The sequence below is a fragment of the Treponema sp. OMZ 840 genome (assembly GCF_050937815.1).
Classification (GTDB): domain Bacteria; phylum Spirochaetota; class Spirochaetia; order Treponematales; family Treponemataceae; genus Treponema_C.
Genome location: NZ_JACDIJ010000001.1, coordinates 477,831 through 498,644, shown reverse-complemented (window position 1 = coordinate 498,644; position 20,814 = coordinate 477,831). Strand labels below are relative to the sequence as shown.

The window sequence follows — 20,814 nt, the reverse complement described above, 5'->3', positions numbered from 1 at the left end:
TTTCAGTAGACAATCAATTTCAGGTTTCCGGAGCAGCTCTGAAAAAATGTCAATTATTGTACCTCCCTGTACAATAATTAACGGCGAGTTTGCGGCTTCGCCTCAAACATCGCTGATGTTGGAAAGCTTCGCCATCCTTGGCAGGTAGGTTATTCAACTCGATAAAAAAATACAAATCGTTGTTTCAGGTAACCGCCAAAACATTGAACAAGGTACGGATAAAAAAGGTAAGTTTTACAAGGTGTATTACAGCGAAGAAGAGTAAGCTACCTTTTCTTCCTATACTCATTGGGGGGCATTCCGGAGTATTCTTTAAAGCGGGCGGAAAAATAGCCGGTGTTGCGGTAGCCGAGGCGTTGGGCGATATTTGCAGCATACAGGTGTGTGTTAAGAAGCATATCGCAGGCGGCTTCCATCTTTTTATTAAAAATGTAATCGGTGAGGGAAAAACCGGTAACGGCTTTGAACACATACTTAAATTTTGAGGGGCCCATGTACGACATTTTTGCGAGCGTTTCAAGCGGAAGTTTTTTGTGTACGTTGTTCCGTATGTATTCAGCCGTTTGCATAATTGCCGCATGGTCCGAAGCGGTAACGGTGTGTTTCGCCTCTTGCAGGGTTTCGGTTTTTTGTAAAAGGAGGGCGGCGATTTCGTCCGTTTTGCTTTTAAAAAAAAGTTTTGCACTTGCTGCAGTTCCCGAAAATTTCTGTATTTGATTTAGGATAAAAGAAATTTCCGGTATATAGTTTTCTTTGGGAAGAAGTGCGATTTTTGCGCAAAATGCTTCTTGGGTAATGCCGAAGCTATCTTTTAAATAGGCGCCGTAATATTCAGGCGTTAAGTGGACTCCGATAACGCGCGCAGGTGTTTCTTTTTTGATAACATACTGAACCGTTTCGGCCTTTGTGTAGTGCTCAAGATATTGCATTCCGGCATACACTCTGCCTGAAGGATATGTTGTGTCGGAAGCGATGGAATCGTATTGCTGAAAATAAATGCCTTCCTCCGTTCGTAACGTATACTTAAAATCGCGGTAGTACAGATGGTCTGCAATGCAAATATGAGCATAGGAGCCGACATCATACAGTGCCAGAGAACCTCTTCCTATTTCGGAAGAAAAGGCGTAGGTTTTAAAATGGGGATACGGATTATCCTTTTTTACGATAACCGAGTTTGTATATGATAAAAAAGCGTGATAGTTTTTTTGCATAATGTAATGCTCCTCAATGGAATGCTGCGGCGGACAAGGCCGGATTTTTATGCTGAGTAATCCTCTTAACCTGCTTTTGTACCGAATAGAGGATTAGGTTGCATCCTCATGTCCGCTGTATTTCTTTTATAAAAGCATCTACCTCTTTTGCCCATTTCCGGTATGTTTCCTTTTTTACGGGAAAATGCGGACCGGGAAAATCAACATATTTTTTATCTTTACATTTAATGTTGTCAAATGTTTTTTTCATGTAATACACCGGTGTCATTTTATCTTCGTTCGGTTGGCATAATAACACAGGCTTATTATACGCATTATGAAGAATGTCCGGTTTTGATTGCGTTAATAAACTGACAATTCCTCTAAAGCTTATCAATGTTCCGGCGTGCGGATCGATTTTGACTAAATCATTAAATGCTTTGTCATCGGTTAATGTATCATACGATATAAAAGCATATGTCTTCAGCCTGATTTTTCCGATGAGTTTTGATAAGAGCTTACATATCGGCAATAGAACAAAGGTCATTTTTTTCGTATTCGTTTCTTTGCACATAAATTCTTTATCGGAAAAATCCCATAGACACCAGCATATTAACCCGTCGGCGAGATTATATCTTGCATCGCAAGCATAAGCTAAGGGGCCGCCCATACTGGCTCCTCCGAGAAATACTTTCCCGGTAAAGTTTTTTCTCGCATATTCAACCGTATCTTTTAGATTTACTAAATGTTCGTTCCAGGTAAAGTTCCCTTTTACACGTTTATTATAGCCGTACCCCTCTAAGTCCGGCGCAATGATGTTATATCCTAATTTATATAAGGGCATCAAAAAGGGGAGTAACAGACGGGCATACCCTGCAATACCGTGCGAAAACACCAGAGTAGGATTATTGATGTTATCGGTTTTATACACTTCAATATGTATCGGGCCGTTAATTGATTGTATCTCTTCGATTTTTACGTTTTTATTCCACTCGGCTATTAACTCATTTCCGAACCACCTATCCATGTAATTCTTCCAAAAATCAATGCCCGTATGCATAGCCCGCCTCCAAAAAAGATTTGACCGCCTTTTTTACGGTTTATATTCTATCATTTTTTAGCGGTTTTTGTAAGCTCTATAATTATATTGTCAAGTGCTTCAGAAACGGAATTAAAGCCGGCTTTTTTTGCGGCTGCCGGGGCTTTTTCCAATGCAAGCGCTGCGGCTTCCTTTAAAGCTGCCGCATCTTTTAGCGAAATAAGATTTTTCTTTGCTACGATATTTCCTAAATAATCCGTAATAATTTCATCATTATTTAAAAGTGAATAACAACTGCGAATCATTATTCCGATATGAGAAAGCGTTATATAATCCCGTTTTTTCTGCATAAGTTCTATAATTACCGGCTAAACTTCGGAAGTTTTCTTTAAGTACCAAAGCAAACTTGTTGCAGCCTGCCTTACTGAAGCATCCTGATGCACTAAAAATAATTCTCCGAGTTTGCAGGCCTTTATTTTGAATTCCATGTTTTCTTTTTTTGAGATAAAGGTTTCAGAATTTTTTACTGAATGAGCCGAATCAATATAACGCTCACAATATATTTTTATCAAAAATAAATATTCCCATAACAGCTTCGGATCTTTTTCTGATTGTATTATTTCAAACAGCTTTGTATAATTAACGGCTTCTGAAAACCAATCCCTTATCGGATATGTATTTTTCGTGCCGGTTTCCAAACAAGAGGCTTGTCTTAAAAACCTTATTCCTTTTGTTCTCATATTGATATCGTTGCTTTGAGCTTGCAGTAATGCTTCATCTAATGCTTTTTCTATTTTATCCGATTCCTGCATATTATCCAATACTTCAAAATATTGAGGAAACAGAGTTGCTCTTGCATAAGTTGTAGGAAGACGATTCCAAGGAACATCATCTATTTTTAAGTTGTGAATATAAGAATTATTTTTCATATTACAGATTATATTTTTCAATTAACTCCATCAACACATAGGCAGTGTCAATTTCTTCTGAAAGTAAATCGTCAAACTCTTCTTCAAGTTCATCCTGCATATCGCAAATCCATGATAAAAATTCTTTTGCTTTTTCATAGTTTTGATGAATAAAATAATATTCACCCAAAATACATTTTGCAGATACCACACTGGCAAGATCATCATCCATTTCGATAACCTTATTCAAAGTTTCCAAGGCTTCATCATACAATTTCTTGTTTAGTTGAAGCAATCCTTTTTTTAGGTATAATTCTCCGTTCATATTTATCTCCTGCTAAAATAAGCATCTTATGTCTATTCTATCATTTTTTATTGATTTTTGTAAGCTCTGCAATTATATTGTCAAGTGTTTCAGAAACGGAATTAAAGCCGGCTTTTTTTGCGGCTGCCGGAGCTTTTTCCAATGCAAGTGATACGGCATCCTTTAAAGCTGCCGCATCTTTTAGCGAAATAAGATTTTTCTTTGCTACGATATTTCCTAAATAATCCGTAATAGTTCTATCGTCATTCAAAAGTGAAAAGCAATTGCAAATCATTATGCCGATATGAGAAAGTGTTATATAATCGTGTTTTTTCTGCATAAGCTCTATGATTATCGGCCAAACTTCGGAAGTTTTCTTTAAGTACCAAAGCAAACTTGTTGCAGCCTGCCTTACTGAAGCATCTTGGTGTACCAAAAATAATTCTCCGAGTTTGCAAGCTTTTATTTTGAATTCCATGTTTTCTTTTTTTGCAATAAAGGTTTCAGAATTTTTTACTAAATGAGCCGAATCAATATAACGCTCACAATACATTTTTATCAAAAATAGATATTCCCATAACAGCTTCGGATCTTTTTCTGATTGTATTATTTCAAACAGCTTTGTATAATTAGCAGCTTCTGAAAACCAATCCCTTATCGGATATGTATTTTTCGTGCCGACTTCCAAACAAGAGGCTTGTCTTAAAAACCTTATTCCTTTTGTTCTCATACTAATATCGTTGCTTTGAGCTTGCAGTAATGCTTCATCTAATGCTTCTTTTGAATATTTTATCATATTCTTTTTATATCTCCGCTAAACTTTTAATCATAATTTCTTTAAATAGTTTGCAGTCAAAATTGCAGCCGTCTGCTTTAAGTTTTTTTTCGATCAGTTCACCTGAGTTTATCAATAAATTTTCCATAATCAAAATAAATTTCTTTTTTATCGGAAGAAGGGGTTCTAAATTCCAATAATTTTTGTCGATACAAAACTCTGCCGTATATTCTTTTTTTGTACGGAAATACCGGTTTACGCTAATGCCGGTTTTTTCACAATAAGAGGAAACATCTCCGCCGATATACACACTGATTTTTATCTTATTAAGACCTTCAAAAGAAGATTTTTCAAAATGTTCTTTTAAAGATTTTCTCATCTTTATTATCAATGAATGAATGATTTTTGCTCCGTCAACCTCAGCCGTAATTTCTCCGCCGATTGCAGCACTCAAAAAAAATTCCATATATTGCTCGATATCATTTTCTTTTATTTTTAAGTTTAAACACTGCAGCAATAATCAATACGCATGCCCAAAGGCTCACTTCGGTTATACCTATCGTGATTAAGGCGCCTTTAACCTCAGCACCGCCGCTGCCCTTGCCGTAAACTAAATACCACCACAGTGCGGAAACGGCAATCGAAACGGACAAAACTATTGCAGAGGCAATCCTGCCTTTTTTTGTCATCAGTCCGTTAGGGTTTTCTTTTGTTGCAAATTTCTTTGCACCTATTGTTACCAGTAAAAACAATCCCAATAAAAAAGGAGTTGCTAAGACCGCCATTTCAGGCGTTATTCCTATTCCCATATTTTCCCACCTCGTTTTTATTTTATCATTTTTTACCACTCTTCAAAATTTTGTTCAATGAGATGCTCAAATGAACAGGCAATAACCCGCTTTTTTTCTATGTCGAGATCAAATAAAACAACGCTTCCGTCAGCTTCAATCGCTATCGGATTCCCCGAACCGTCATCTGCAATCACAAGACTTGTATTTATTTCAGGGAACAGTTTTATATCATTAAATAATTTCCTGGCATAACGGGTTAATTCAATAATTGTTTCTTTGCCTATGGATTCTCCATTTTCAAAAGCGTGTATCGCCAAACCCGCATAAGCTCCTCCGAAAAGTTTTATAAATTCCTTATAGTCCTCATCGAGCTTTATATTAAGTTCTTGTTCGGCAGCGGTAATTTGCTCAATATCGGCAGGCTTTCCCCTTAGTGAAGGGTGTCTATCGAAAAATATTTGCAGCCGTTTTATCAATTTTTGTTCCATACTTTACTCCATAGATAATTCAAAATAATACCTTGTAAGCACTTTAAAAACAGTGTTAAAAAAATAAAGGGAAAGAATAACAATGATGGGAATGATAATAAGTTCAATGTAGTAAATCTTTGATGAAACTTTATTTTCTCGAATTTTAATTTTTCTTGTGAGCCGGCTAATAGCTAAAAAAAGGTTTGTTATTATAAATGCTGTTAAAAATCTATACCCTTCGATAACAACATCAAAAGAAAATCTAAGAGCTTTGGCACCAGGCCATCTGCTTGGAAAATAGTACCCGATGATATACACCGCAATATTCAGCGTGATGTAGTTCAAAAAAGTTTTGAGATATTTATTCCCAATTTTGGGAAATAAATCCGGAAGTCCGCCCCAAAGAGGGACCGAATCATTGTATCTTCTTTGTTTTATCAGCGTAAAGAAACGTGTAAGCAACAGCATGTCTACAGCAAAAATCAAAAGAGTAAAAGTTACCATTACTGTTGTAGTTACAATCTTATTCATATTAAGCCGTTAAAAATATGCGGAAAATTTGTTGTGAATACGTCCTTTTCTTGAGAAGATAAATTTTCAAAATCTTTGTTTATCCTTGCGAATATCTTTTTTGCCTGTTCATTTTCCGGTGCAAATCTTGCAAGATACTCAACTATTAAAGAACCCGCTTCAGGTTTATTTTTTGAGCTTTTGATTGTTTTAAAACCGTACTCAGCTGCATAAGGAACAGCTTTGCCGTCGGGTTTGTGATTAAAGGCAACAACTGCATACCACTTTGCTTTGAAATCCTGATTTAACAAGAGGCTCGCTAAAAATTCATTTTCAGAACCCTCAGCTAAGTGAGCAATCGTTAAAATACTTGCACCCTGAACATCTAAATTTTTATAAGTGGTAACTTCTTTTAAATATTGAATTGATTTCTGTGTTCCTATCATACGCAGAGCCAAAACAGCCCAATAGATTTCGTATTTATTACGCTTTATTTTCAGGCAATTAATCATAATCTCTTCAGTGAAAGGCATTTTTTCATTATGAAAGTATTCCGAAATTGCCCCCGTGTTATCTGTTTCATCCAATGTCCAATTCGGGAAAAGTGTTGTCTTCATTTATTTTTTTCCTTACGATTTTATATGATGTAATATAGCGTTGATATTTTCTACCATCGATGTTTTAATTTTCAGTTTATTCAGATCTACTTCTTTCAGATTTCCATCCTTGCCGTAGCCGCCGTATAGGACATCTTTTTTAAGGTTTGGTTTTAACGATAAAAACTCTTTATATGCCCGCTCATCTGCTCGTCCTTCAAACGAAGAACAAAACCATTCGCCTGTCATATAGCCGCTTTTGCCTATTTGCACGGCTAATGAAATATTGTGCAGCTCACATCTGCTTTGCTTATCTGTATCAGGCCATTGGGTCGGTCCTTGAAAATATTTACATCCTGCACAGCTAAGCCCGATGCTATCCCAGCGCGAAGAATATGAAAATATATCTTTTATTTTTGCCATAATTCTTCCAAACTGTGCTGCAAACAGACTATTGCAAGTCTTTTAAGATAATCTTTCTATCTCATCTTGCAATTTTTGATCCCATTCAAATTCCATATTGAATGAACCGTCAGCGTTTAAATAAAAAACAGCTTTATTCCATTTAGCTTTTCCGCCTTCTGTCATTATTTTGTGCAAATCTTTTATGTCTCTCATATTTTTAAAACTGTCAACTAAGGCTATGTTGCCGGCTGTGCCGTCCGGTTTTTTATATTGCAAAAAGCATTTTACCGCCCCTATATATTCAATCTGCAAAACAGCATTAACCCATTTTTCTTTAATCGAATCCGAAATTCGTTGTCCAATCCTCTTATAAATTTCATTTATCATATCAAGACCTTTTTTTAATTATATCGTAGTATTTGATTTTTGATAAGTTTATTTAAAAATAAATTTTCCCATTAATCAGAGGGGAGTTCTTAATAGAACCTCTCGTAATCTATTAGTTAATTCTTTAGATGCGAGACACTCTATCGGCATTAGATTATCTAAAGCAGGGATTCTTTTTTCTATCCAATTAATGCTATCATTGTAGAATAGATAGTAAGCAACATAAGCTATATCATCATTATCTTTTAGTTTTCTTTTTAGTTTATCTAAAATAGATTTGTCTGTATTAAACCCTGCAGAGCCAACTTTTTTTTTGCTATTTCCACGAAATTATCCCAAACATCATCGCCGGAGTAGTACTGTTCTAAATTCATGACTATAACCCAATATCTCCCCTCGCTTTTTCGTTATGGAAACCGGAAATGTATTTATTTAAATCTGCCAGCATAGCTTCTCCGTCAATATTTAACTTTTCTTTTTTTAGCCGTACTATCATTTGCTCAAACGCTAATATCAGATTTTTAATTAAAAATTCGGATAAAACATTTTCATCAGTGTAAATATTCTCGCCGAATGAAATAGTGTTTGCAATCATACGCTTTTTTTTTAAATAGACGTAAATTACTGCAGCCTTCAGGATCTCCGAATCTCAGAAAATCTCCATCTACTCTCATTTCAATGTGGAACTTATCAATATCCGTAGAATATGAATATTCAGACATTTTGTCGAATATTTTTGTGATTTTCTGCCAATACTTGTTCACGCAGGATATTTTATCTCCGCCGCCCGATTTAAAAAAAATTGAAAAACTATTCATAACATCAACCTATTTCAATTTAGCTTCATTTCAAAAACTCACTTTAAAGGCATTACTTTTATGTAATCTTTTAGAAGATATTTATGAGCGTATTTTTTAAATTCTGCTTCTTTCGGATAATATTGCATTAACTTTTCCGCCCCCTCTTCATTGCTGCCACTGAACTAACCAAAAAAGAACGATATAAAATCTTCAACTTGCTTTGTGCTTAAGCATTGCGAGAGAATACCTTCCGTATCATCAATAAAATTTTCTAAGGGATCTTCCTCATCATCGCTTGTGTTACATTTATATTTTTCTTCTTCCAGTTTCATACATTCAGATAAAAGAAAAAAGAAATCGGCAAGTGAAGAGCTTAAATGAAAGAACTGTCTTTTATCGATAGAACCATACACTCCTCCATTTTTCTTGTCAAAGTAAACAGCATCATCATTTCTATTTGCAAAGACGACCCAATCTTTATTCCACTTTGTATCATCGTTTTGCCGCTGTCCTTCTTTGTTAAGAATTATGTACCAGCCCTCTTGAGCTCTATCAAGTTTTATCTTAGGTTGAATGGTAAGAAAGAATTCTCCTCCGATTATTAACACATTATCGAAAGACGTTAAAGAGTAAAACTGTTCCAACTCATCTGTGCATTCGGTATTTTTCACGGCATCATCAATGACGGAAAAATTTCCCAGATCGGTTTTATTTCTGCCGAACACATTACTAAATTTTGTTAGAGCTTCTATTAGTTTCATAATATTTATTGTTTATTTATTATACGCTAATTCAGTCTCACTGTCAAAGTATTGACCTTGGCAGCAGAAAGGGTAATCACCTCAAAACAGAGTAACAGACTAAATATTTTCACAGATAAAATGACTCAAATCATTTTCAATAAATGAATTAAATGATTTATTTATAATATGTATTTGATTTTTCTCTATATCATGCAAATATACAGAAGCTTCATTAGGCTTGATATATAACTCATCCCCATCACTATTCAACCATAATTCACCAATTTTAATATATTCCTCCCGAAATTCTAACATATTAAAACCAATAAAAACACCTTCCATTTTTAATTGCGAAATACAATAAAAAAATGTAATCACATCACTATGTAATAATTTACAAAAGAATGATGAGCTTAGTTTCTCTTCGGTTAAATTATTTTCTACAACATCATTTTTCAGTAAGTGTTTTTTTATTACGGCAAACAAGTTAGGGTAACTTTGCTTCAATTTGGTAAATTTCAAGTCAAAATCAATAATATCAACTTTGTCATAGCTCAAGGAGATATCATCTATTTGTTTTTTCCATCCTTCCATATAATTGATTTGTGAATTTTCGTTATAAGATTGATTTATAGATTTTAAGTATTCACGAGCCGCATTTTGAGATATTAGTGCGGCACCCATTAAACCTTGTGGCATCTTAGGTTTTATCTTTAAATACCACCGCGGCGACAAAAATTGTTTTGCAAATTTTTCATTTTGTTTCCACCAATCAATCCATTCTTCGGGTAGGAATAGTCCTTCAGATAAATGTTTTAGCCCGTTTATTATATTATTTGTTTCCATGTTCTAATCCTCATCTGTTTCATAACTGCCGATGAAGACAAATTTTTCGGGGTTGTTTTTAATGTAGGTTATCAGTTTATCGTCAAATTCATCTTGATTATAATAGAACCTATCATGCTTATCCAAAAAATCATTAAGAGCTTCTTCATCTTTTTTTTCCGCTTCTGAAAGCATATCCCAGCGCTGCTTCCTATCAAAAGAAATTGAGCCGCCGAAAAATTCTATCACTTCCAAGAAGTTCTTATATAAATCATCAATGCCAAAAAGCTTAAGACCTTCCAAGGCGTCTTGCCACACAATACCTGTGGAGTTGAAAAAAAACTGATGATGACCGCCGTTATCGGTTTCCACCGTATACCACTGCAGGGCTAATAAGTAACGCTGCTCCAAAGTAAAATCTTTAGCCGATTTTAAATACTCTTCGTGCGTTCCGTAAATATTTACGGTGTACCACATCGGATCGGTAAGCCGATAAAGGTCGATCTCCTCTCCCATTTCTTTAATAACTTCTACCGTTAGATTTTCGTTTATTGTTTTCATTTATGACACTCCTTATATTTGATTTTTGATGTGTAAACTCTTCACGGCAGTATCTGCAGCGTGCCCGCCTTCTCAACCGGCGCATGAACAAAAAACGACAGGTATTCCAACTGTGCTGCGCAACACGCGGCGATTGAGCGGTAATCTTCTTCATCGATAGCGTATAGATATACGGAATATTTATTACCGAAAAAATTTTGTTTTATAAGATTATCCACAGTATGTTCAAAAGCCGCCGGTACTTTGTTTTTGTTTACGGCAATATATATTTTTGTGCCGGAAGGAAAATCACCGGTATCTTGGGTTACGGTTGAGGGGATGGCGATTTCAACGATACAATTATCCGCAAATTGCGATAAGGCTTTTTGCGTTTTTACTAAAAGCGGATAGGTGATTTTTACGGTAAGATAGTTGTCGGAATACGGTTTTTTTTCATTGTCCAAATAACAGGTGAACCGTAATTCCGGGCGGTCTTCAGGCGCTGCGTAAATGTGATACATCATTCTTGAAAAGAGAGGGTAGAGTATATTTTCGCCGACTGCATACGAGATACCGTAATTCAAAAATGAGTACGAAGTTTTAAACTTGATGCCGTATTTGCGTTCAAGGTATTTTTCGGCATTGCGGTACGAGTACACCCATTTTACATGATATAAAAGAACGGCGCAGGCAATGAAGACTACTACAGCGGCCGCAATAATAAAAACTTTTTGCATTAATGTCTCCTCTTTATTTTTCGTTATTTTTCTCCTGCTGCGCACGGCGGCAGCAAAAACCGGCGGTAAAAAGGGCTATGTGTCCATCGAAATATCAAACCAATCGGTTCCGCTGGAAATAAGCCATTCTAGTCCGCGTCTTCGTTCCATGACAATTTCAGGGTCTAAGTCTTTGATTTCCGTTTCGGGGCGGAGCCGCTTTTCCTCCGTCGCCCAATGATAACGGTAGTGAAGGTCGAGCATATCCAGTATTTCTTCTATCCCGCGCAGTCTGCATTGTGCTTTGAACGCCTCTTTCCCGTCGGTGTCGCCGACCAGTTTTATCGCTCGTACCACATCGCAGATGGTATTCGGGTACGAAATATCCTCGACCAGGCCCAAAGCCCACACAAGCGACCAATAGGCTTCGTAAGTCCAACAGATATCGATAGCATCCTGTTCGCTGTACGTTCCGTTAAAAAGCCGTTTTTCTTTTTCTAAAAGGCAGTTCGATACTTCGTATTTTTCAAGCAAGCGTAAAAAGAGTTCTTTCGATTTTTTATATTCTTGCCCGTTATGAATGTCTTCAGCCAATTGAGTCGACAAAAGACATGCGATGGCCCTGTTGCAGATTTCCTCAAAGCTTTTAAGCCTTACCTCTTTTGATGATTCCCGTAAGGGCAGCACTTCCATACAGGCGATGCCCATTTCCTTTATTTTTGCATTCGATTTTTTGCGCCGATTTTCAGGTTTTATATACATAATAATTCTTCTATAAAAATTTTTTTCAAGTGTATGTTGTAAAATAGATAAATAATGAGGCTAATTCTGCCTGACTGTTATCATAGCTCCTTATCCTTCTATATGTGCGCTGTCTAATGTACCATCGAGGTTACCATAGACACAGATAATATGTCCGAAAAATATATCATCATCGTGCAAATACACCATGAAATTATTTTCCGGTTCGAGTACAATGCTGGAAAGCGAAATCCTGTCGAAGAAGCCTTTTTCGGTTATTTCCGGACTGTCCTCTTCCTGCCAATCATTTGCCAGCTCGACAAGTTCCGTAGCTGCGAACTTTTTAATTCTATCAAGCCATTCATCGAAATTTTTTGTTGCTGTTTTATACGCACTCAAAATATTTTTTAATTCTGCCAAATCTTCCGTTTCCACTGTAAGGTCGATATCTTCATCTTGATACTGTATTGAGCCTTCAAACCAGCCGTATTCTTTATCCAACTCAAAATAAAAATCATCATCTTCGTAGATTACTGCGGTATTGTATTCTTTGAGGATTGCGTCGAATCTTTTATCTTTCACGTCCTCTTCTAAGACTTCCACGAGCATAAAAAGATGTTTATGTTTCGAAGAAGAGTCCGGTTTTTGCGGACGCACCTTCACTCGGAAGGCCGTTTGCGGCTTAAAATAATATTTCCAATCCCTATCTTTTACAAGCCACTCTAAGCGAATGGACTCGGAATAAAGTGAATTATCCGCAAGGTCGATAAAAGCGAGCGGACGATTTGAGGGAGCCCACATATCATCGTATTTAAATGCTCCTCCGGTTTTTGTTTCGATAAGTACTAAAATTTCTTTTTCCTCTTCAAGAAATTGAGAGGAAAATTTTTCCTGTGTGCTTAGTTTTTCCATAATGATTCTCCTTTAATGATCATGGGTGTAAGTGCTTTAAAAGTTTTTATCTTAGCTTATTTCCGTCAACCTCATTACGGAGTTCCAATCCCAATAAACTCATCTTTTTATCATAATAAAATGTAACGGATTGTTTTTTGTGTTCCGTTATTTTATAAAATTCTTCTTCAAAAAAGCCCGACTCTTTTATATAATCCGTTTGGGAAAGCTGCCAACCTTCCGAAAAAGGGTATTTTTGCTGCTCTCCGTTTTTCCATAATTCTTCCATTTTGAAATTTTGCAAGCTCAGACCGTTTTTTAATTTTACATCTTCTTTTATATATGTACGCAAAACCAAAATCGCCTGAACGGTTGAATCCTCTACTGCCGCAATTTTTTTGCTTCTGTTTTCAATTTCCACTTCCAAAAAGGAACCGTTCTTTTCCAATGTCCGGATTGCCGTTCCCCACGGAATTAATTTGGCTCCGTTTTCTTTGCATGAAAGAGTGTATCTTACTTCATACCAATCCTTATTATGGAGCGGGTGCATGTAAAATCTTTTTTCGCTGATTTTCCACCCGTTTTTTAAAAATGTATCCAAGGCGCAAGGAAGCGCGTATTCTTCTTTTCCGATTATCATCGTTTCCGATAAAGACATGTTTTTATCCTCTGCATAAAGCACATTTCCGAATAGAATAAAACTGAAACATAAAATTAAAATTGCTGCTTTTTTATTACTTTTATTCATAACACCTCTTATAATTTTATCCGCGCATAATAAAACCGGTAATAAGTAAAAAGATAAAACCGAAAATAAACCCATTGATTACGGCGGCAGGTTTAAAAGACGAAAAGACATTTCTTGAAACAATAAAACTGACTGCACAAACTGCAATTACTGCACACAATGCAAAAAGAAAAAAGCGAAAACCCGTTTCCATACCGGCTCCGGCAGTATCATGTGCAGTTGTAGGTAATACGGCAGATACAAAATAGGCAATGACTATGCTTATAAGATATGCAAAAATAATCCCCGCATAAAATAATAAGCGTACTTTCATCCGTGTTTTTCCCCGCTTTTTGTCAATCTTGATATTACGGTAGCAACAATTTTATACGACTTATTATACCATAAAATCGGTTTTATGGTACCCGATAGACGCATATAATACAAGGGCGAAAGATGAGAGCAGGGTAATAACTGAGGCAGCGAAAACCGGATGATTATAGTCATATATACCGGATTTTACTACAGTGTATCGCAGCTTGACTAACTGACCAAATACAGGAAAAGTGATATAATGGAAAAGTATCAATTTGATGAAAATGGATTGCTGAAATTTTGAGGATAAATAGGGAAAGAGTATGCCGTCAAGTAAGGAATATTTAAATTTCATTTTAGAGCAGTTATCAGGATTGAAAGATATTACTTATCGTACAATGATGGGTGAGTATATAATTTATTATCATGGAAAAATCGTAGGCGGAATTTATGATGATCGATTTTTGGTAAAACCTGTTAAATCCGCAATAGCATATATGCCGAATGCAGAATATGAATTACCGTATGAAGGTGCAAAGAAAATGCTTTTAGTAGATGATGTAGATAACAAAGAATTTTTAGCCGGCTTAGTCAATGTAATGTATGATGAGTTACCTGCACCAAAATCAAAGAAAAAGAAATAATCAACTCCCGGTTTGCCCAACTAACACAATTAAATAAAACCGCTAAAAGGAAGTACAAGCAAACAGCCGATACTTCCTTTTTTTATGTCCGAATTAAGGCGTAAGAAATAAAAATAAAAATAAAAAGAAATCCTATCATCTTCCCTTTTCAAGTAATTTTATTCTTTCCTTGCTAATTGTTTTATTCCAAGTATTGCCAATACACAGGATGCCGATAACATAAAACAAATCGGCGATACCTCAATTTTCCCGTTTATAACTGATATTTGTAAATAATAAAGCGGTGATATATGTGCGATGGCTTTCATCCACTGCGGCATATATTCAATCGGAAATAGAATGCCAGAACAAATTCCAAGCGGAAAAATAATTCCCGATGATATTCCCCATATAAGCCCCTCGTTTTTAATCAATCCTGCAACAAAAATATATATTCCCGTTGAAATGAAAAGTGCTACGGTGAATATAATTCCCAAATCAATTACATTGGATTTTCCGAAATCATAGTTTGCAAATTGGTAAAACGTTAAAATTGCAAGTATTGCAATTTCATATACAAACATAATTGCAAAGCTTTTTCCCAAAATATAGGTGCTTAATTTTATCTTGGAATTTTTTACCCTTAATAGTATTCCGTTTCCTTTTTCCTGGATTAAAACGGTCGCCAACAAACCTGCCGCTGTCAGTAATTTAAACAGCATCGTTCCGATTGAATAGTTTATGCTCGGTCTTTCCGTAAAGACTTCAGCATTTTTATCCGCATTTTCGATTAAAGGTATTAACGGATTATTTTTTATGCTGCTGTAATATTTTTCAACTTCTCCGTTACTATTCGTCCGTATAACCAAAGTTCCTTGTGATATTCCTAAAAAATAGTCTTTTTCTCTTTCGTCTATCCTCATCATTTTTATATTCGTTACATTCGGCGCTTTTTCTCCGATATATGCAACTGTCGGAACATTTGAATATGCCAAAGTAATACTTACAATCAATATCATAAATATAGGCATAATTATCATAGAAACAATGAAGCCTTTTGTATTTCGTAAAACTTTGAAAGTAAAATTAAATGACGGTACCATTTTTCATTCTCCTTTCTATAAAAGCAATACATAATCCTGCAAATCCGAGAATGAAAGCAATCCAAATAACCGGCTCCCTTCCCGGATTTACATGTATCAAATTTTTGTAAATTAACTTGTTAGCTAATGTCAACGGAGATATGTACATCAAAACATTCATAAATTTTGTATTTGACAATACGGACGTTAAACTCAAAGCTCCTCCGAAAAATCCCATAAACATAACTATCATTAAAATCGTATTGGAAAGCATTGCTCTATTTTGAACAATTAAGCCTATCAAAATTCCGAAAAGCATACTGACTGTCGGCATACTCAAAAGAATTAAAATTGACTTTAAAGGTGTTTGCATATCAAAAATTACAGCAAATAAAATCAGATTGAAAACAATCATCACTACCGAGAATACATAGTGAGCAAAAAATTTAACCGAAACAAATTTTCGCTTATCTACAATCCTATCCCAAATATGAAGTCTTCTTTCTTCAAACACACTCAGTCCGATTAAAATTGATGCCATTAAAAGCATAAAGTTCAACTCACTCACGGCAAACTGTATTTTTGCATCTAAAATCTGTCCGCTATATGGAACGATTTCTTTCGCAACATTTATCTTGTGAGTAAACTCGGGACGCTGCAATAAATAATTTTTTGTTCCTTCACTCATAATGAATGTAATGATAAAAGGCAATGCCATGACAATGTAATAAACGGGATTTTTAACGATTCCCTTTATCTCTTTTTTAAGCATATTCACCGCCCCTTAAAACTTGCATAAACAAATCCGAAAGATTGGATTTTTCGCGGCTTACTTCCGACATTTTATCAATAAGCTCCTTTGTATCTCCTTCAAGAATTAATTTTCCTTTATCCAAAAATATTATTTTATTACATAAAAATTCAATTTCGTCCAAATAATGTGAAGTATAAATGATATTTAAACCTTCATTTTTCAGTTCTTTAAGATATTCTAAAATTTCACTTCTTGAAATCGGATCAATTCCGACACAAACCTCATCACAAATCAACAGTTTCGGACCATGAACTAAGGCTGTGATAAGATTTAATTTTCTTTTCATCCCGCCGGATAAGTCCTTTGCCATGGTAGAAATTTTTTCTTTCAAACCGGCTTTTTCGATTAATTCCAGACTTCTCTCTTTAGCATATTTTTTATCCATTTTGTAAGTTGAAGCAAAAAAGAGCAAATTATCCAACACGGAAAGCTCGGGATATATCGCCAATTCTTGCGGAACATATCCGATATCCCAAATACTCAAATCTACAAATTTCAAATCTCCCTGAAATGAAATATTTTTTGTAATACAGTTAATCAAGGTGCTTTTACCTGCCCCGTTAACTCCTAATATGCCGTAAGCACTTCCATTTAAAAACCGATATGAAAAATCCGTAAGCGCAAGGAATTTTTTATACCGCTTTGTTACCTGTTTTAATTCAATCATAACTATCTCCTTTTAAAATTTAAAAACGGTTTTTATTTCTTTTTCCAATGAATATTATATAATATAAATTCATTGAATCCATATATAGCATATTTTAAATAATAAGTCAATGAATTTTTACGACTTTTTATTCATTGATTGATTTTTTTTAAAATAATTGCTATAATGGACACTGCAAAAAGTTTTTATGGGGGGAAAATGCCTGCTAATTTTACAAAAGAAGAACGGGAAATTTTAATACGGAAATTTTATGAACAAGGATATATTTTACTCAAAACTCATGGATACAAAAAATTAAAAGTTTCCGATATTGCCGCAGCCATCGGTATCGGAACCGGAACGTTTTATCATTTTTTCAAAAGTAAGGATGACTTTATCATTTGGCTCATCAAAAAAAGAAAAGAGGAAGCTTTTAATCGGTTTTTATTGCTGGCGGAAAAATACCCGAAGGGCATACCCTTTGAAGCTATGGAACAATATTTGCTTGATACTATTTCGCACTTCAATCTTTACCGATTACTTTCTCAAGCCGAGTATAATAAGCTGCAAAAAAAATACGGCTTACTTGATAATAGGAATGAACAAACAAAGGAAAACGGAAAATTTATGATGGAAAAACTTGCAACGTCAAAAACGCTTGAAGACTTTCTTTTGTTTGTGGACGCATTTACAATAATCGTTATCGGCACTTCTGATTTGACTAAATTAAATTCTGAAGTTACCAATGAAGCAACTAAAAACTTACTGCACGCCGCATGTAAACTTTTGTATTAACATCAGTTGATTGATTTATTGCGCATAAACCGATTCCGCTTGCTGCCGATACGTTGACTGCTCATAAATGCACTATTCCGTTCCGGTAGTAGCGCAGCGTATTTTCATCAATGGTATCTATCGCATTCTGTAAATGTTTCAACATCTTGCCCTTGTCTTGAGGAAGTTTTCCGGAAATAGGAGCGGTATTTGAAACGGTATTTGCATAAATCATCGTTTTAATATTCAGATTTTCAATTAATGTTTTTTGCTCTTTTAATTTTTCTATTTCAGAAGTTTCGATAAAAAACCCATTTTGTATTTCGGTATACAGTTCCGATTCGGGGAATACGGTAAGAGCAACGATACTGATACTTACCGGATTTATTCGATTATAAATTGCAGCTGTATTAAGGGCAGCCCGCCTTCCGTTTCCTTCTCCCGAAAGTCCGTTCAAATATGAAATATGATAGCGTATTCCCGCTTCGTCTAATTTATTCAATTCATACACTATATCTTGAGCTTCGTAGCCCTTGCGCATAAATAAAAGCGTTTTATCATCACCGGTTTCGGTTCCGATAATAATTTCATCATAACCTAATTTTTTAAGCTCTCTAAGCTCATCTAAACTTTTCGGGCTTATATCCGTTACCCGCGAAAAACAACCTATCGTTTTAATCATGGGTAGGTACCTATGAATCTTTTCTGCAAGAGTTTTTAATTTTTCTACCGATAGGGCAAAAGGATTTGCACCGGTCAAAAAGATCCGTTTACCCTGCGGATAGTAAATACTGAGTTCCTTCAAATCGGCTTCTATTTCATAATCCGGCGAAAGACGGAATGTAAAGGGTAAGTCCGAATAAAGAGAGCAGAACTTGCACTTATGATGTGTGCAGCCGGCTGTAACCTGTAATAAAGACGATGAAGCCTCATAAGGCGGCCTCCAAATAGTTCCCGTAAAATGCATAACTTCCTCCATAAAAATTGGTGAATGATTTATTAAAACTACAAATATATATTTAAATTTATGATATAGTCTGCGATAAAACAAGTACTATTATTTTTTAGCGTACTTGTTTTTATATTGCTTAGTGTTTTTTATTTCAAATAGTGAAAAAATGTCCGGTAGTTTATCAGCTTCGTGAATAAACTTTCTTGATTGATATAAAATATGATGATATAATTTTTAGAGTTTTTTGGAGGAAAAAGAAAAATGAGCAACATACTATCAAAAATTATTTCGGATTCAAATTATAAGCTGGAACAATTTTCAGATACCGAGATAGAAGCAGTAGAAAAAATGATAATCCGTAAGCCGAACAAAAAAGGCGAAGATGTCCTGTATGTTCACTGCCAAATTAGAGATAAGGAAATACGGCTAACTGATGAGGAGCTTGTCCGTCAGTTATACATTTATAAACTCATACATATCTATAGCTATCCCAAAGATAAGATGGAGCTTGAATATAACGTTTCTTTCGGAAGAGAAAAGAAACGGGCGGATATTGTCATATTTGATAAAAATGCGGTAACAACTCCGTATATCATTGTCGAACTGAAAAAACCGAAATTAAAAGACGGCAAAGAGCAGCTAAAGAGTTATTGTAATGCAACAGGTGCTCCCATTGGAGTGTGGACAAACGGCGGGCAAATTTCATTTTATCACAGAAAAGACCCTAATTTTTTTGAGGACATTCCCAATATCCCAACATTTAATGAAAAACTCTCCGACATTTTAAGTGAACGGTGGACAATAGAAGACTTAATAAAAAAAGATAAACTTGTTACCGAAAAGAAAAGTTTAAAAGACCTCATCTTGGAAATGGAAGATGAAGTCTTAGCCAATGCCGGTGTCGATGTGTTTGAAGAAGTATTTAAACTCATTTTTACAAAACTCTATGATGAAATGGAAAGCGGAAGAAATACCACACGACATTTAGAATTCAGAAACTATGGAGATACGGAAAGTGAACTCAAAAATAAAATACAAAACCTATTCGATAAAGCAAAAGCAAAATGGGACGGAGTGTTTAGCGAAGATTCCAAAATTACGCTTACCCCGTCGCATCTTTCCGTTTGTGTATCTTCTTTACAAGACGTGAAGCTCTTTAATTCCAATCTTGATGTGGTAGATGACGCTTTTGAATATTTGATGAGTAAGTCGTCAAAAGGAGAAAAAGGGCAGTATTTTACTCCTCGTTATGTGATTGATATGTGTGTAAAAATGCTCAATCCAAAGCAAACGGAAACAATGATTGATCCGGCAAGCGGAAGTTGCGGCTTTCCCGTTCATACCATTTTTTATGTATGGAAAGAAATATTAAAAGAAAAAGGAATAGAGCAAAGCCACTTGTTTACAAGTGAAGAAAAACCGGCTGAATGTACCGATTATGTAAATGAAAAAGTATTTGCAATAGATTTTGACGAAAAAGCGGTCAGAGTTGCAAGAACGCTTAATCTTATTGCCGGAGACGGACAAACAAATGTACTCCATCTTAATACATTAGATTATGAGCGGTGGGAAGACACAACAAAGACCGAAGAGTGGATTGATACTTACGGTGCAGGGTGGAAAAAATTAAAAAAATTACGTTCGGAAAAAAACAGCAATTACTCTTTTTCTTTTGATATTTTAATGGCAAATCCTCCCTTTGCCGGAGAAATTAAGGAATCAAGAATTATTTCTAAATATGAACTGGGGAAAAATGCAAAAGGTAAATATCAGTTAAAAGTAGGCAGGGATATTCTATTCATTGAGCGGAATCTTAATTTTTTAAAGCCCGGCGGAAGAATGGCGATTGTCCTTCCGCAAGGCAGATTTAATAATTCATCGGATAAATACATTCGAGATTTTATCACCGAGCATTGCAGAATACTTGCAGTTGTCGGGCTTCACGGTAATGTGTTTAAGCCGCACACCGGAACAAAAACCAGCGTGCTCTTTGTGCAAAAGTGGGACGATGAACTATGCCCCAAAAAGGAAGATTATCCGATATTTTTTGCAACGATGCAGGAGCCGAGCAAGGATAATTCAGGCGATAAAATATTTGTAAAAGATGAGATGAGCTTACCGCTTCTTGATACACACGGACATTTAGTTGTAAAACACGATTTATTTAATCATGACGGAGTAACGGAAGACGGCATCGCGGAAGCCTTTATAGAATTTGCCAAAAAGGAGGATTTAAGTTTTTTCTAAATA

General features: G+C 35.4%; 29 protein-coding genes. 3 read left to right on the top strand and 26 right to left on the bottom strand.

What is annotated here, in order from left to right:
- Window positions 1–266: 266 nt before the first annotated feature.
- The 22 genes from H0R92_RS02500 to H0R92_RS02395 form a co-directional block, all read right to left on the bottom strand.
- Entirely contained in the window at window positions 267–1,211 is a 945-nt protein-coding gene (locus H0R92_RS02500; RefSeq protein ID WP_432960832.1) for a helix-turn-helix domain-containing protein, read from the bottom strand.
- A 106-nt stretch (window positions 1,212–1,317) separates the two neighbouring features.
- Window positions 1,318–2,250 carry an alpha/beta hydrolase gene (locus H0R92_RS02495; RefSeq protein ID WP_432960830.1) on the bottom strand — a complete coding sequence of 311 codons (933 nt, stop codon included), beginning with the start codon at window positions 2,248–2,250 and terminating at the stop codon, window positions 1,318–1,320.
- A gap of 50 nt (window positions 2,251–2,300) precedes the next feature.
- On the bottom strand, window positions 2,301–2,579 hold the full coding sequence (locus H0R92_RS02490) for a hypothetical protein (RefSeq protein ID WP_432960828.1): 279 nt from the start codon (window positions 2,577–2,579) through the stop codon (window positions 2,301–2,303).
- 18 nt (window positions 2,580–2,597) lie between these two features.
- Window positions 2,598–3,158 carry a hypothetical protein gene (locus H0R92_RS02485; protein ID WP_432960826.1) on the bottom strand — a complete coding sequence of 187 codons (561 nt, stop codon included), beginning with the start codon at window positions 3,156–3,158 and terminating at the stop codon, window positions 2,598–2,600.
- A 1-nt stretch (window position 3,159) separates the two neighbouring features.
- The gene (locus H0R92_RS02480; protein ID WP_253685711.1) at window positions 3,160–3,462 is read right to left on the bottom strand and encodes a hypothetical protein; all 303 of its coding nucleotides are present in this window, start codon (window positions 3,460–3,462) and stop codon (window positions 3,160–3,162) included.
- Window positions 3,463–3,502: 40 nt separating this feature from the next.
- Complete coding sequence (locus H0R92_RS02475) at window positions 3,503–4,237, bottom strand: hypothetical protein (protein WP_432960824.1); 735 nt, start codon at window positions 4,235–4,237, stop codon at window positions 3,503–3,505.
- Between the two features lie 7 nt (window positions 4,238–4,244).
- The gene (locus H0R92_RS02470; RefSeq protein ID WP_432960822.1) at window positions 4,245–4,682 is read right to left on the bottom strand and encodes an Imm12 family immunity protein; all 438 of its coding nucleotides are present in this window, start codon (window positions 4,680–4,682) and stop codon (window positions 4,245–4,247) included.
- A gap of 13 nt (window positions 4,683–4,695) precedes the next feature.
- Window positions 4,696–5,025, bottom strand: a complete 330-nt coding sequence (locus H0R92_RS02465; protein ID WP_432960820.1) for a hypothetical protein — start codon at window positions 5,023–5,025, stop codon at window positions 4,696–4,698.
- 32 nt (window positions 5,026–5,057) lie between these two features.
- Window positions 5,058–5,495, bottom strand: coding sequence for an SMI1/KNR4 family protein (locus tag H0R92_RS02460; RefSeq protein WP_253685719.1), 438 nt, complete (start codon window positions 5,493–5,495; stop codon window positions 5,058–5,060).
- 3 nt (window positions 5,496–5,498) lie between these two features.
- Entirely contained in the window at window positions 5,499–6,008 is a 510-nt protein-coding gene (locus tag H0R92_RS02455; protein WP_432960818.1) for a hypothetical protein, read from the bottom strand.
- Entirely contained in the window at window positions 6,005–6,604 is a 600-nt protein-coding gene (locus tag H0R92_RS02450) for a hypothetical protein (RefSeq protein WP_432960816.1), read from the bottom strand. Before H0R92_RS02450 ends, H0R92_RS02455 begins: the two co-directional genes overlap by 4 nt.
- Window positions 6,605–6,616: 12 nt before the next feature.
- The gene (locus tag H0R92_RS02445) at window positions 6,617–7,006 is read right to left on the bottom strand and encodes a hypothetical protein (protein WP_432960814.1); all 390 of its coding nucleotides are present in this window, start codon (window positions 7,004–7,006) and stop codon (window positions 6,617–6,619) included.
- Between the two features lie 42 nt (window positions 7,007–7,048).
- On the bottom strand, window positions 7,049–7,375 hold the full coding sequence (locus H0R92_RS02440) for a hypothetical protein (RefSeq protein ID WP_432960812.1): 327 nt from the start codon (window positions 7,373–7,375) through the stop codon (window positions 7,049–7,051).
- Between the two features lie 376 nt (window positions 7,376–7,751).
- A complete protein-coding gene (locus H0R92_RS02435; protein ID WP_432960810.1) occupies window positions 7,752–7,970 on the bottom strand; it encodes a hypothetical protein in 219 nt (72 codons plus the stop codon).
- A gap of 387 nt (window positions 7,971–8,357) precedes the next feature.
- Window positions 8,358–8,936, bottom strand: coding sequence for a hypothetical protein (locus H0R92_RS02430; protein ID WP_432960808.1), 579 nt, complete (start codon window positions 8,934–8,936; stop codon window positions 8,358–8,360).
- A 99-nt stretch (window positions 8,937–9,035) separates the two neighbouring features.
- The gene (locus H0R92_RS02425; protein ID WP_124752745.1) at window positions 9,036–9,764 is read right to left on the bottom strand and encodes a hypothetical protein; all 729 of its coding nucleotides are present in this window, start codon (window positions 9,762–9,764) and stop codon (window positions 9,036–9,038) included.
- Window positions 9,765–9,767: 3 nt separating this feature from the next.
- Complete coding sequence (locus H0R92_RS02420) at window positions 9,768–10,304, bottom strand: DMP19 family protein (protein ID WP_432960806.1); 537 nt, start codon at window positions 10,302–10,304, stop codon at window positions 9,768–9,770.
- 41 nt (window positions 10,305–10,345) lie between these two features.
- Window positions 10,346–11,020: a hypothetical protein gene (locus H0R92_RS02415; RefSeq protein WP_432960804.1), complete on the bottom strand. Its 675-nt coding sequence runs from the start codon at window positions 11,018–11,020 to the stop codon at window positions 10,346–10,348.
- Between the two features lie 75 nt (window positions 11,021–11,095).
- A complete protein-coding gene (locus tag H0R92_RS02410; protein ID WP_432960802.1) occupies window positions 11,096–11,761 on the bottom strand; it encodes a DUF4272 domain-containing protein in 666 nt (221 codons plus the stop codon).
- A 90-nt stretch (window positions 11,762–11,851) separates the two neighbouring features.
- The gene (locus H0R92_RS02405) at window positions 11,852–12,652 is read right to left on the bottom strand and encodes a DUF2262 domain-containing protein (RefSeq protein ID WP_432960800.1); all 801 of its coding nucleotides are present in this window, start codon (window positions 12,650–12,652) and stop codon (window positions 11,852–11,854) included.
- Between the two features lie 46 nt (window positions 12,653–12,698).
- The gene (locus H0R92_RS02400) at window positions 12,699–13,379 is read right to left on the bottom strand and encodes a hypothetical protein (RefSeq protein ID WP_432960798.1); all 681 of its coding nucleotides are present in this window, start codon (window positions 13,377–13,379) and stop codon (window positions 12,699–12,701) included.
- A gap of 16 nt (window positions 13,380–13,395) precedes the next feature.
- Window positions 13,396–13,692 (bottom strand): hypothetical protein, encoded by a 297-nt coding sequence (locus tag H0R92_RS02395; protein WP_432960796.1) that lies wholly within the window; start codon window positions 13,690–13,692, stop codon window positions 13,396–13,398.
- A gap of 304 nt (window positions 13,693–13,996) precedes the next feature.
- Here H0R92_RS02395 and H0R92_RS02390 point away from each other — a divergent pair, with 304 nt between their 5' ends.
- Window positions 13,997–14,317, top strand: coding sequence for a TfoX/Sxy family protein (locus H0R92_RS02390; RefSeq protein ID WP_432960794.1), 321 nt, complete (start codon window positions 13,997–13,999; stop codon window positions 14,315–14,317).
- A 158-nt stretch (window positions 14,318–14,475) separates the two neighbouring features.
- Here the strand turns inward: H0R92_RS02390 and H0R92_RS02385 are convergent, their stop codons facing one another.
- The 3 genes from H0R92_RS02385 to H0R92_RS02375 form a co-directional block, all read right to left on the bottom strand.
- Window positions 14,476–15,315, bottom strand: a complete 840-nt coding sequence (locus tag H0R92_RS02385) for an ABC transporter permease (protein ID WP_432960792.1) — start codon at window positions 15,313–15,315, stop codon at window positions 14,476–14,478.
- A 67-nt stretch (window positions 15,316–15,382) separates the two neighbouring features.
- Window positions 15,383–16,150: a hypothetical protein gene (locus H0R92_RS02380; RefSeq protein WP_432960790.1), complete on the bottom strand. Its 768-nt coding sequence runs from the start codon at window positions 16,148–16,150 to the stop codon at window positions 15,383–15,385.
- A complete protein-coding gene (locus H0R92_RS02375) occupies window positions 16,143–16,859 on the bottom strand; it encodes an ABC transporter ATP-binding protein (protein WP_432960788.1) in 717 nt (238 codons plus the stop codon). Before H0R92_RS02375 ends, H0R92_RS02380 begins: the two co-directional genes overlap by 8 nt.
- 165 nt (window positions 16,860–17,024) lie before the next feature.
- Between H0R92_RS02375 and H0R92_RS02370 the strand changes: the two genes are divergently transcribed.
- On the top strand, window positions 17,025–17,633 hold the full coding sequence (locus H0R92_RS02370; RefSeq protein ID WP_432960786.1) for a TetR/AcrR family transcriptional regulator: 609 nt from the start codon (window positions 17,025–17,027) through the stop codon (window positions 17,631–17,633).
- Between the two features lie 61 nt (window positions 17,634–17,694).
- Here the strand turns inward: H0R92_RS02370 and H0R92_RS02365 are convergent, their stop codons facing one another.
- Window positions 17,695–18,579, bottom strand: coding sequence for a radical SAM protein (locus tag H0R92_RS02365; RefSeq protein ID WP_432960784.1), 885 nt, complete (start codon window positions 18,577–18,579; stop codon window positions 17,695–17,697).
- A gap of 246 nt (window positions 18,580–18,825) precedes the next feature.
- Between H0R92_RS02365 and H0R92_RS02360 the strand changes: the two genes are divergently transcribed.
- Window positions 18,826–20,811, top strand: coding sequence for an N-6 DNA methylase (locus H0R92_RS02360; RefSeq protein ID WP_432960782.1), 1,986 nt, complete (start codon window positions 18,826–18,828; stop codon window positions 20,809–20,811).
- Window positions 20,812–20,814: the final 3 nt, after the last annotated feature.

Coding starts and splice junctions, on each gene's coding strand:
- H0R92_RS02475 (WP_432960824.1), bottom strand. CDS start 4,237: ATGATAAAATATTCAAAAGAAGCATTAGATGAAGCATTACTGCAAGCT.
- H0R92_RS02390 (WP_432960794.1), top strand. CDS start 13,997: ATGCCGTCAAGTAAGGAATATTTAAATTTCATTTTAGAGCAGTTATCA.
- H0R92_RS02395 (WP_432960796.1), bottom strand. CDS start 13,692: ATGAAAGTACGCTTATTATTTTATGCGGGGATTATTTTTGCATATCTT.
- H0R92_RS02380 (WP_432960790.1), bottom strand. CDS start 16,150: ATGCTTAAAAAAGAGATAAAGGGAATCGTTAAAAATCCCGTTTATTAC.
- H0R92_RS02460 (WP_253685719.1), bottom strand. CDS start 5,495: ATGGAACAAAAATTGATAAAACGGCTGCAAATATTTTTCGATAGACAC.
- H0R92_RS02425 (WP_124752745.1), bottom strand. CDS start 9,764: ATGGAAACAAATAATATAATAAACGGGCTAAAACATTTATCTGAAGGA.
- H0R92_RS02405 (WP_432960800.1), bottom strand. CDS start 12,652: ATGGAAAAACTAAGCACACAGGAAAAATTTTCCTCTCAATTTCTTGAA.
- H0R92_RS02465 (WP_432960820.1), bottom strand. CDS start 5,025: ATGGGAATAGGAATAACGCCTGAAATGGCGGTCTTAGCAACTCCTTTT.
- H0R92_RS02490 (WP_432960828.1), bottom strand. CDS start 2,579: ATGCAGAAAAAACGGGATTATATAACGCTTTCTCATATCGGAATAATG.
- H0R92_RS02410 (WP_432960802.1), bottom strand. CDS start 11,761: ATGTATATAAAACCTGAAAATCGGCGCAAAAAATCGAATGCAAAAATA.
- H0R92_RS02440 (WP_432960812.1), bottom strand. CDS start 7,375: ATGATAAATGAAATTTATAAGAGGATTGGACAACGAATTTCGGATTCG.
- H0R92_RS02420 (WP_432960806.1), bottom strand. CDS start 10,304: ATGAAAACAATAAACGAAAATCTAACGGTAGAAGTTATTAAAGAAATG.
- H0R92_RS02400 (WP_432960798.1), bottom strand. CDS start 13,379: ATGAATAAAAGTAATAAAAAAGCAGCAATTTTAATTTTATGTTTCAGT.
- H0R92_RS02385 (WP_432960792.1), bottom strand. CDS start 15,315: ATGATATTGATTGTAAGTATTACTTTGGCATATTCAAATGTTCCGACA.
- H0R92_RS02485 (WP_432960826.1), bottom strand. CDS start 3,158: ATGAAAAATAATTCTTATATTCACAACTTAAAAATAGATGATGTTCCT.
- H0R92_RS02370 (WP_432960786.1), top strand. CDS start 17,025: ATGGACACTGCAAAAAGTTTTTATGGGGGGAAAATGCCTGCTAATTTT.
- H0R92_RS02415 (WP_432960804.1), bottom strand. CDS start 11,020: ATGCAAAAAGTTTTTATTATTGCGGCCGCTGTAGTAGTCTTCATTGCC.
- H0R92_RS02480 (WP_253685711.1), bottom strand. CDS start 3,462: ATGAACGGAGAATTATACCTAAAAAAAGGATTGCTTCAACTAAACAAG.
- H0R92_RS02500 (WP_432960832.1), bottom strand. CDS start 1,211: ATGCAAAAAAACTATCACGCTTTTTTATCATATACAAACTCGGTTATC.
- H0R92_RS02495 (WP_432960830.1), bottom strand. CDS start 2,250: ATGCATACGGGCATTGATTTTTGGAAGAATTACATGGATAGGTGGTTC.
- H0R92_RS02360 (WP_432960782.1), top strand. CDS start 18,826: ATGAGCAACATACTATCAAAAATTATTTCGGATTCAAATTATAAGCTG.
- H0R92_RS02365 (WP_432960784.1), bottom strand. CDS start 18,579: ATGCATTTTACGGGAACTATTTGGAGGCCGCCTTATGAGGCTTCATCG.
- H0R92_RS02470 (WP_432960822.1), bottom strand. CDS start 4,682: ATGGAATTTTTTTTGAGTGCTGCAATCGGCGGAGAAATTACGGCTGAG.
- H0R92_RS02435 (WP_432960810.1), bottom strand. CDS start 7,970: ATGATTGCAAACACTATTTCATTCGGCGAGAATATTTACACTGATGAA.
- H0R92_RS02375 (WP_432960788.1), bottom strand. CDS start 16,859: ATGATTGAATTAAAACAGGTAACAAAGCGGTATAAAAAATTCCTTGCG.
- H0R92_RS02430 (WP_432960808.1), bottom strand. CDS start 8,936: ATGAAACTAATAGAAGCTCTAACAAAATTTAGTAATGTGTTCGGCAGA.
- H0R92_RS02455 (WP_432960818.1), bottom strand. CDS start 6,008: ATGAATAAGATTGTAACTACAACAGTAATGGTAACTTTTACTCTTTTG.
- H0R92_RS02450 (WP_432960816.1), bottom strand. CDS start 6,604: ATGAAGACAACACTTTTCCCGAATTGGACATTGGATGAAACAGATAAC.
- H0R92_RS02445 (WP_432960814.1), bottom strand. CDS start 7,006: ATGGCAAAAATAAAAGATATATTTTCATATTCTTCGCGCTGGGATAGC.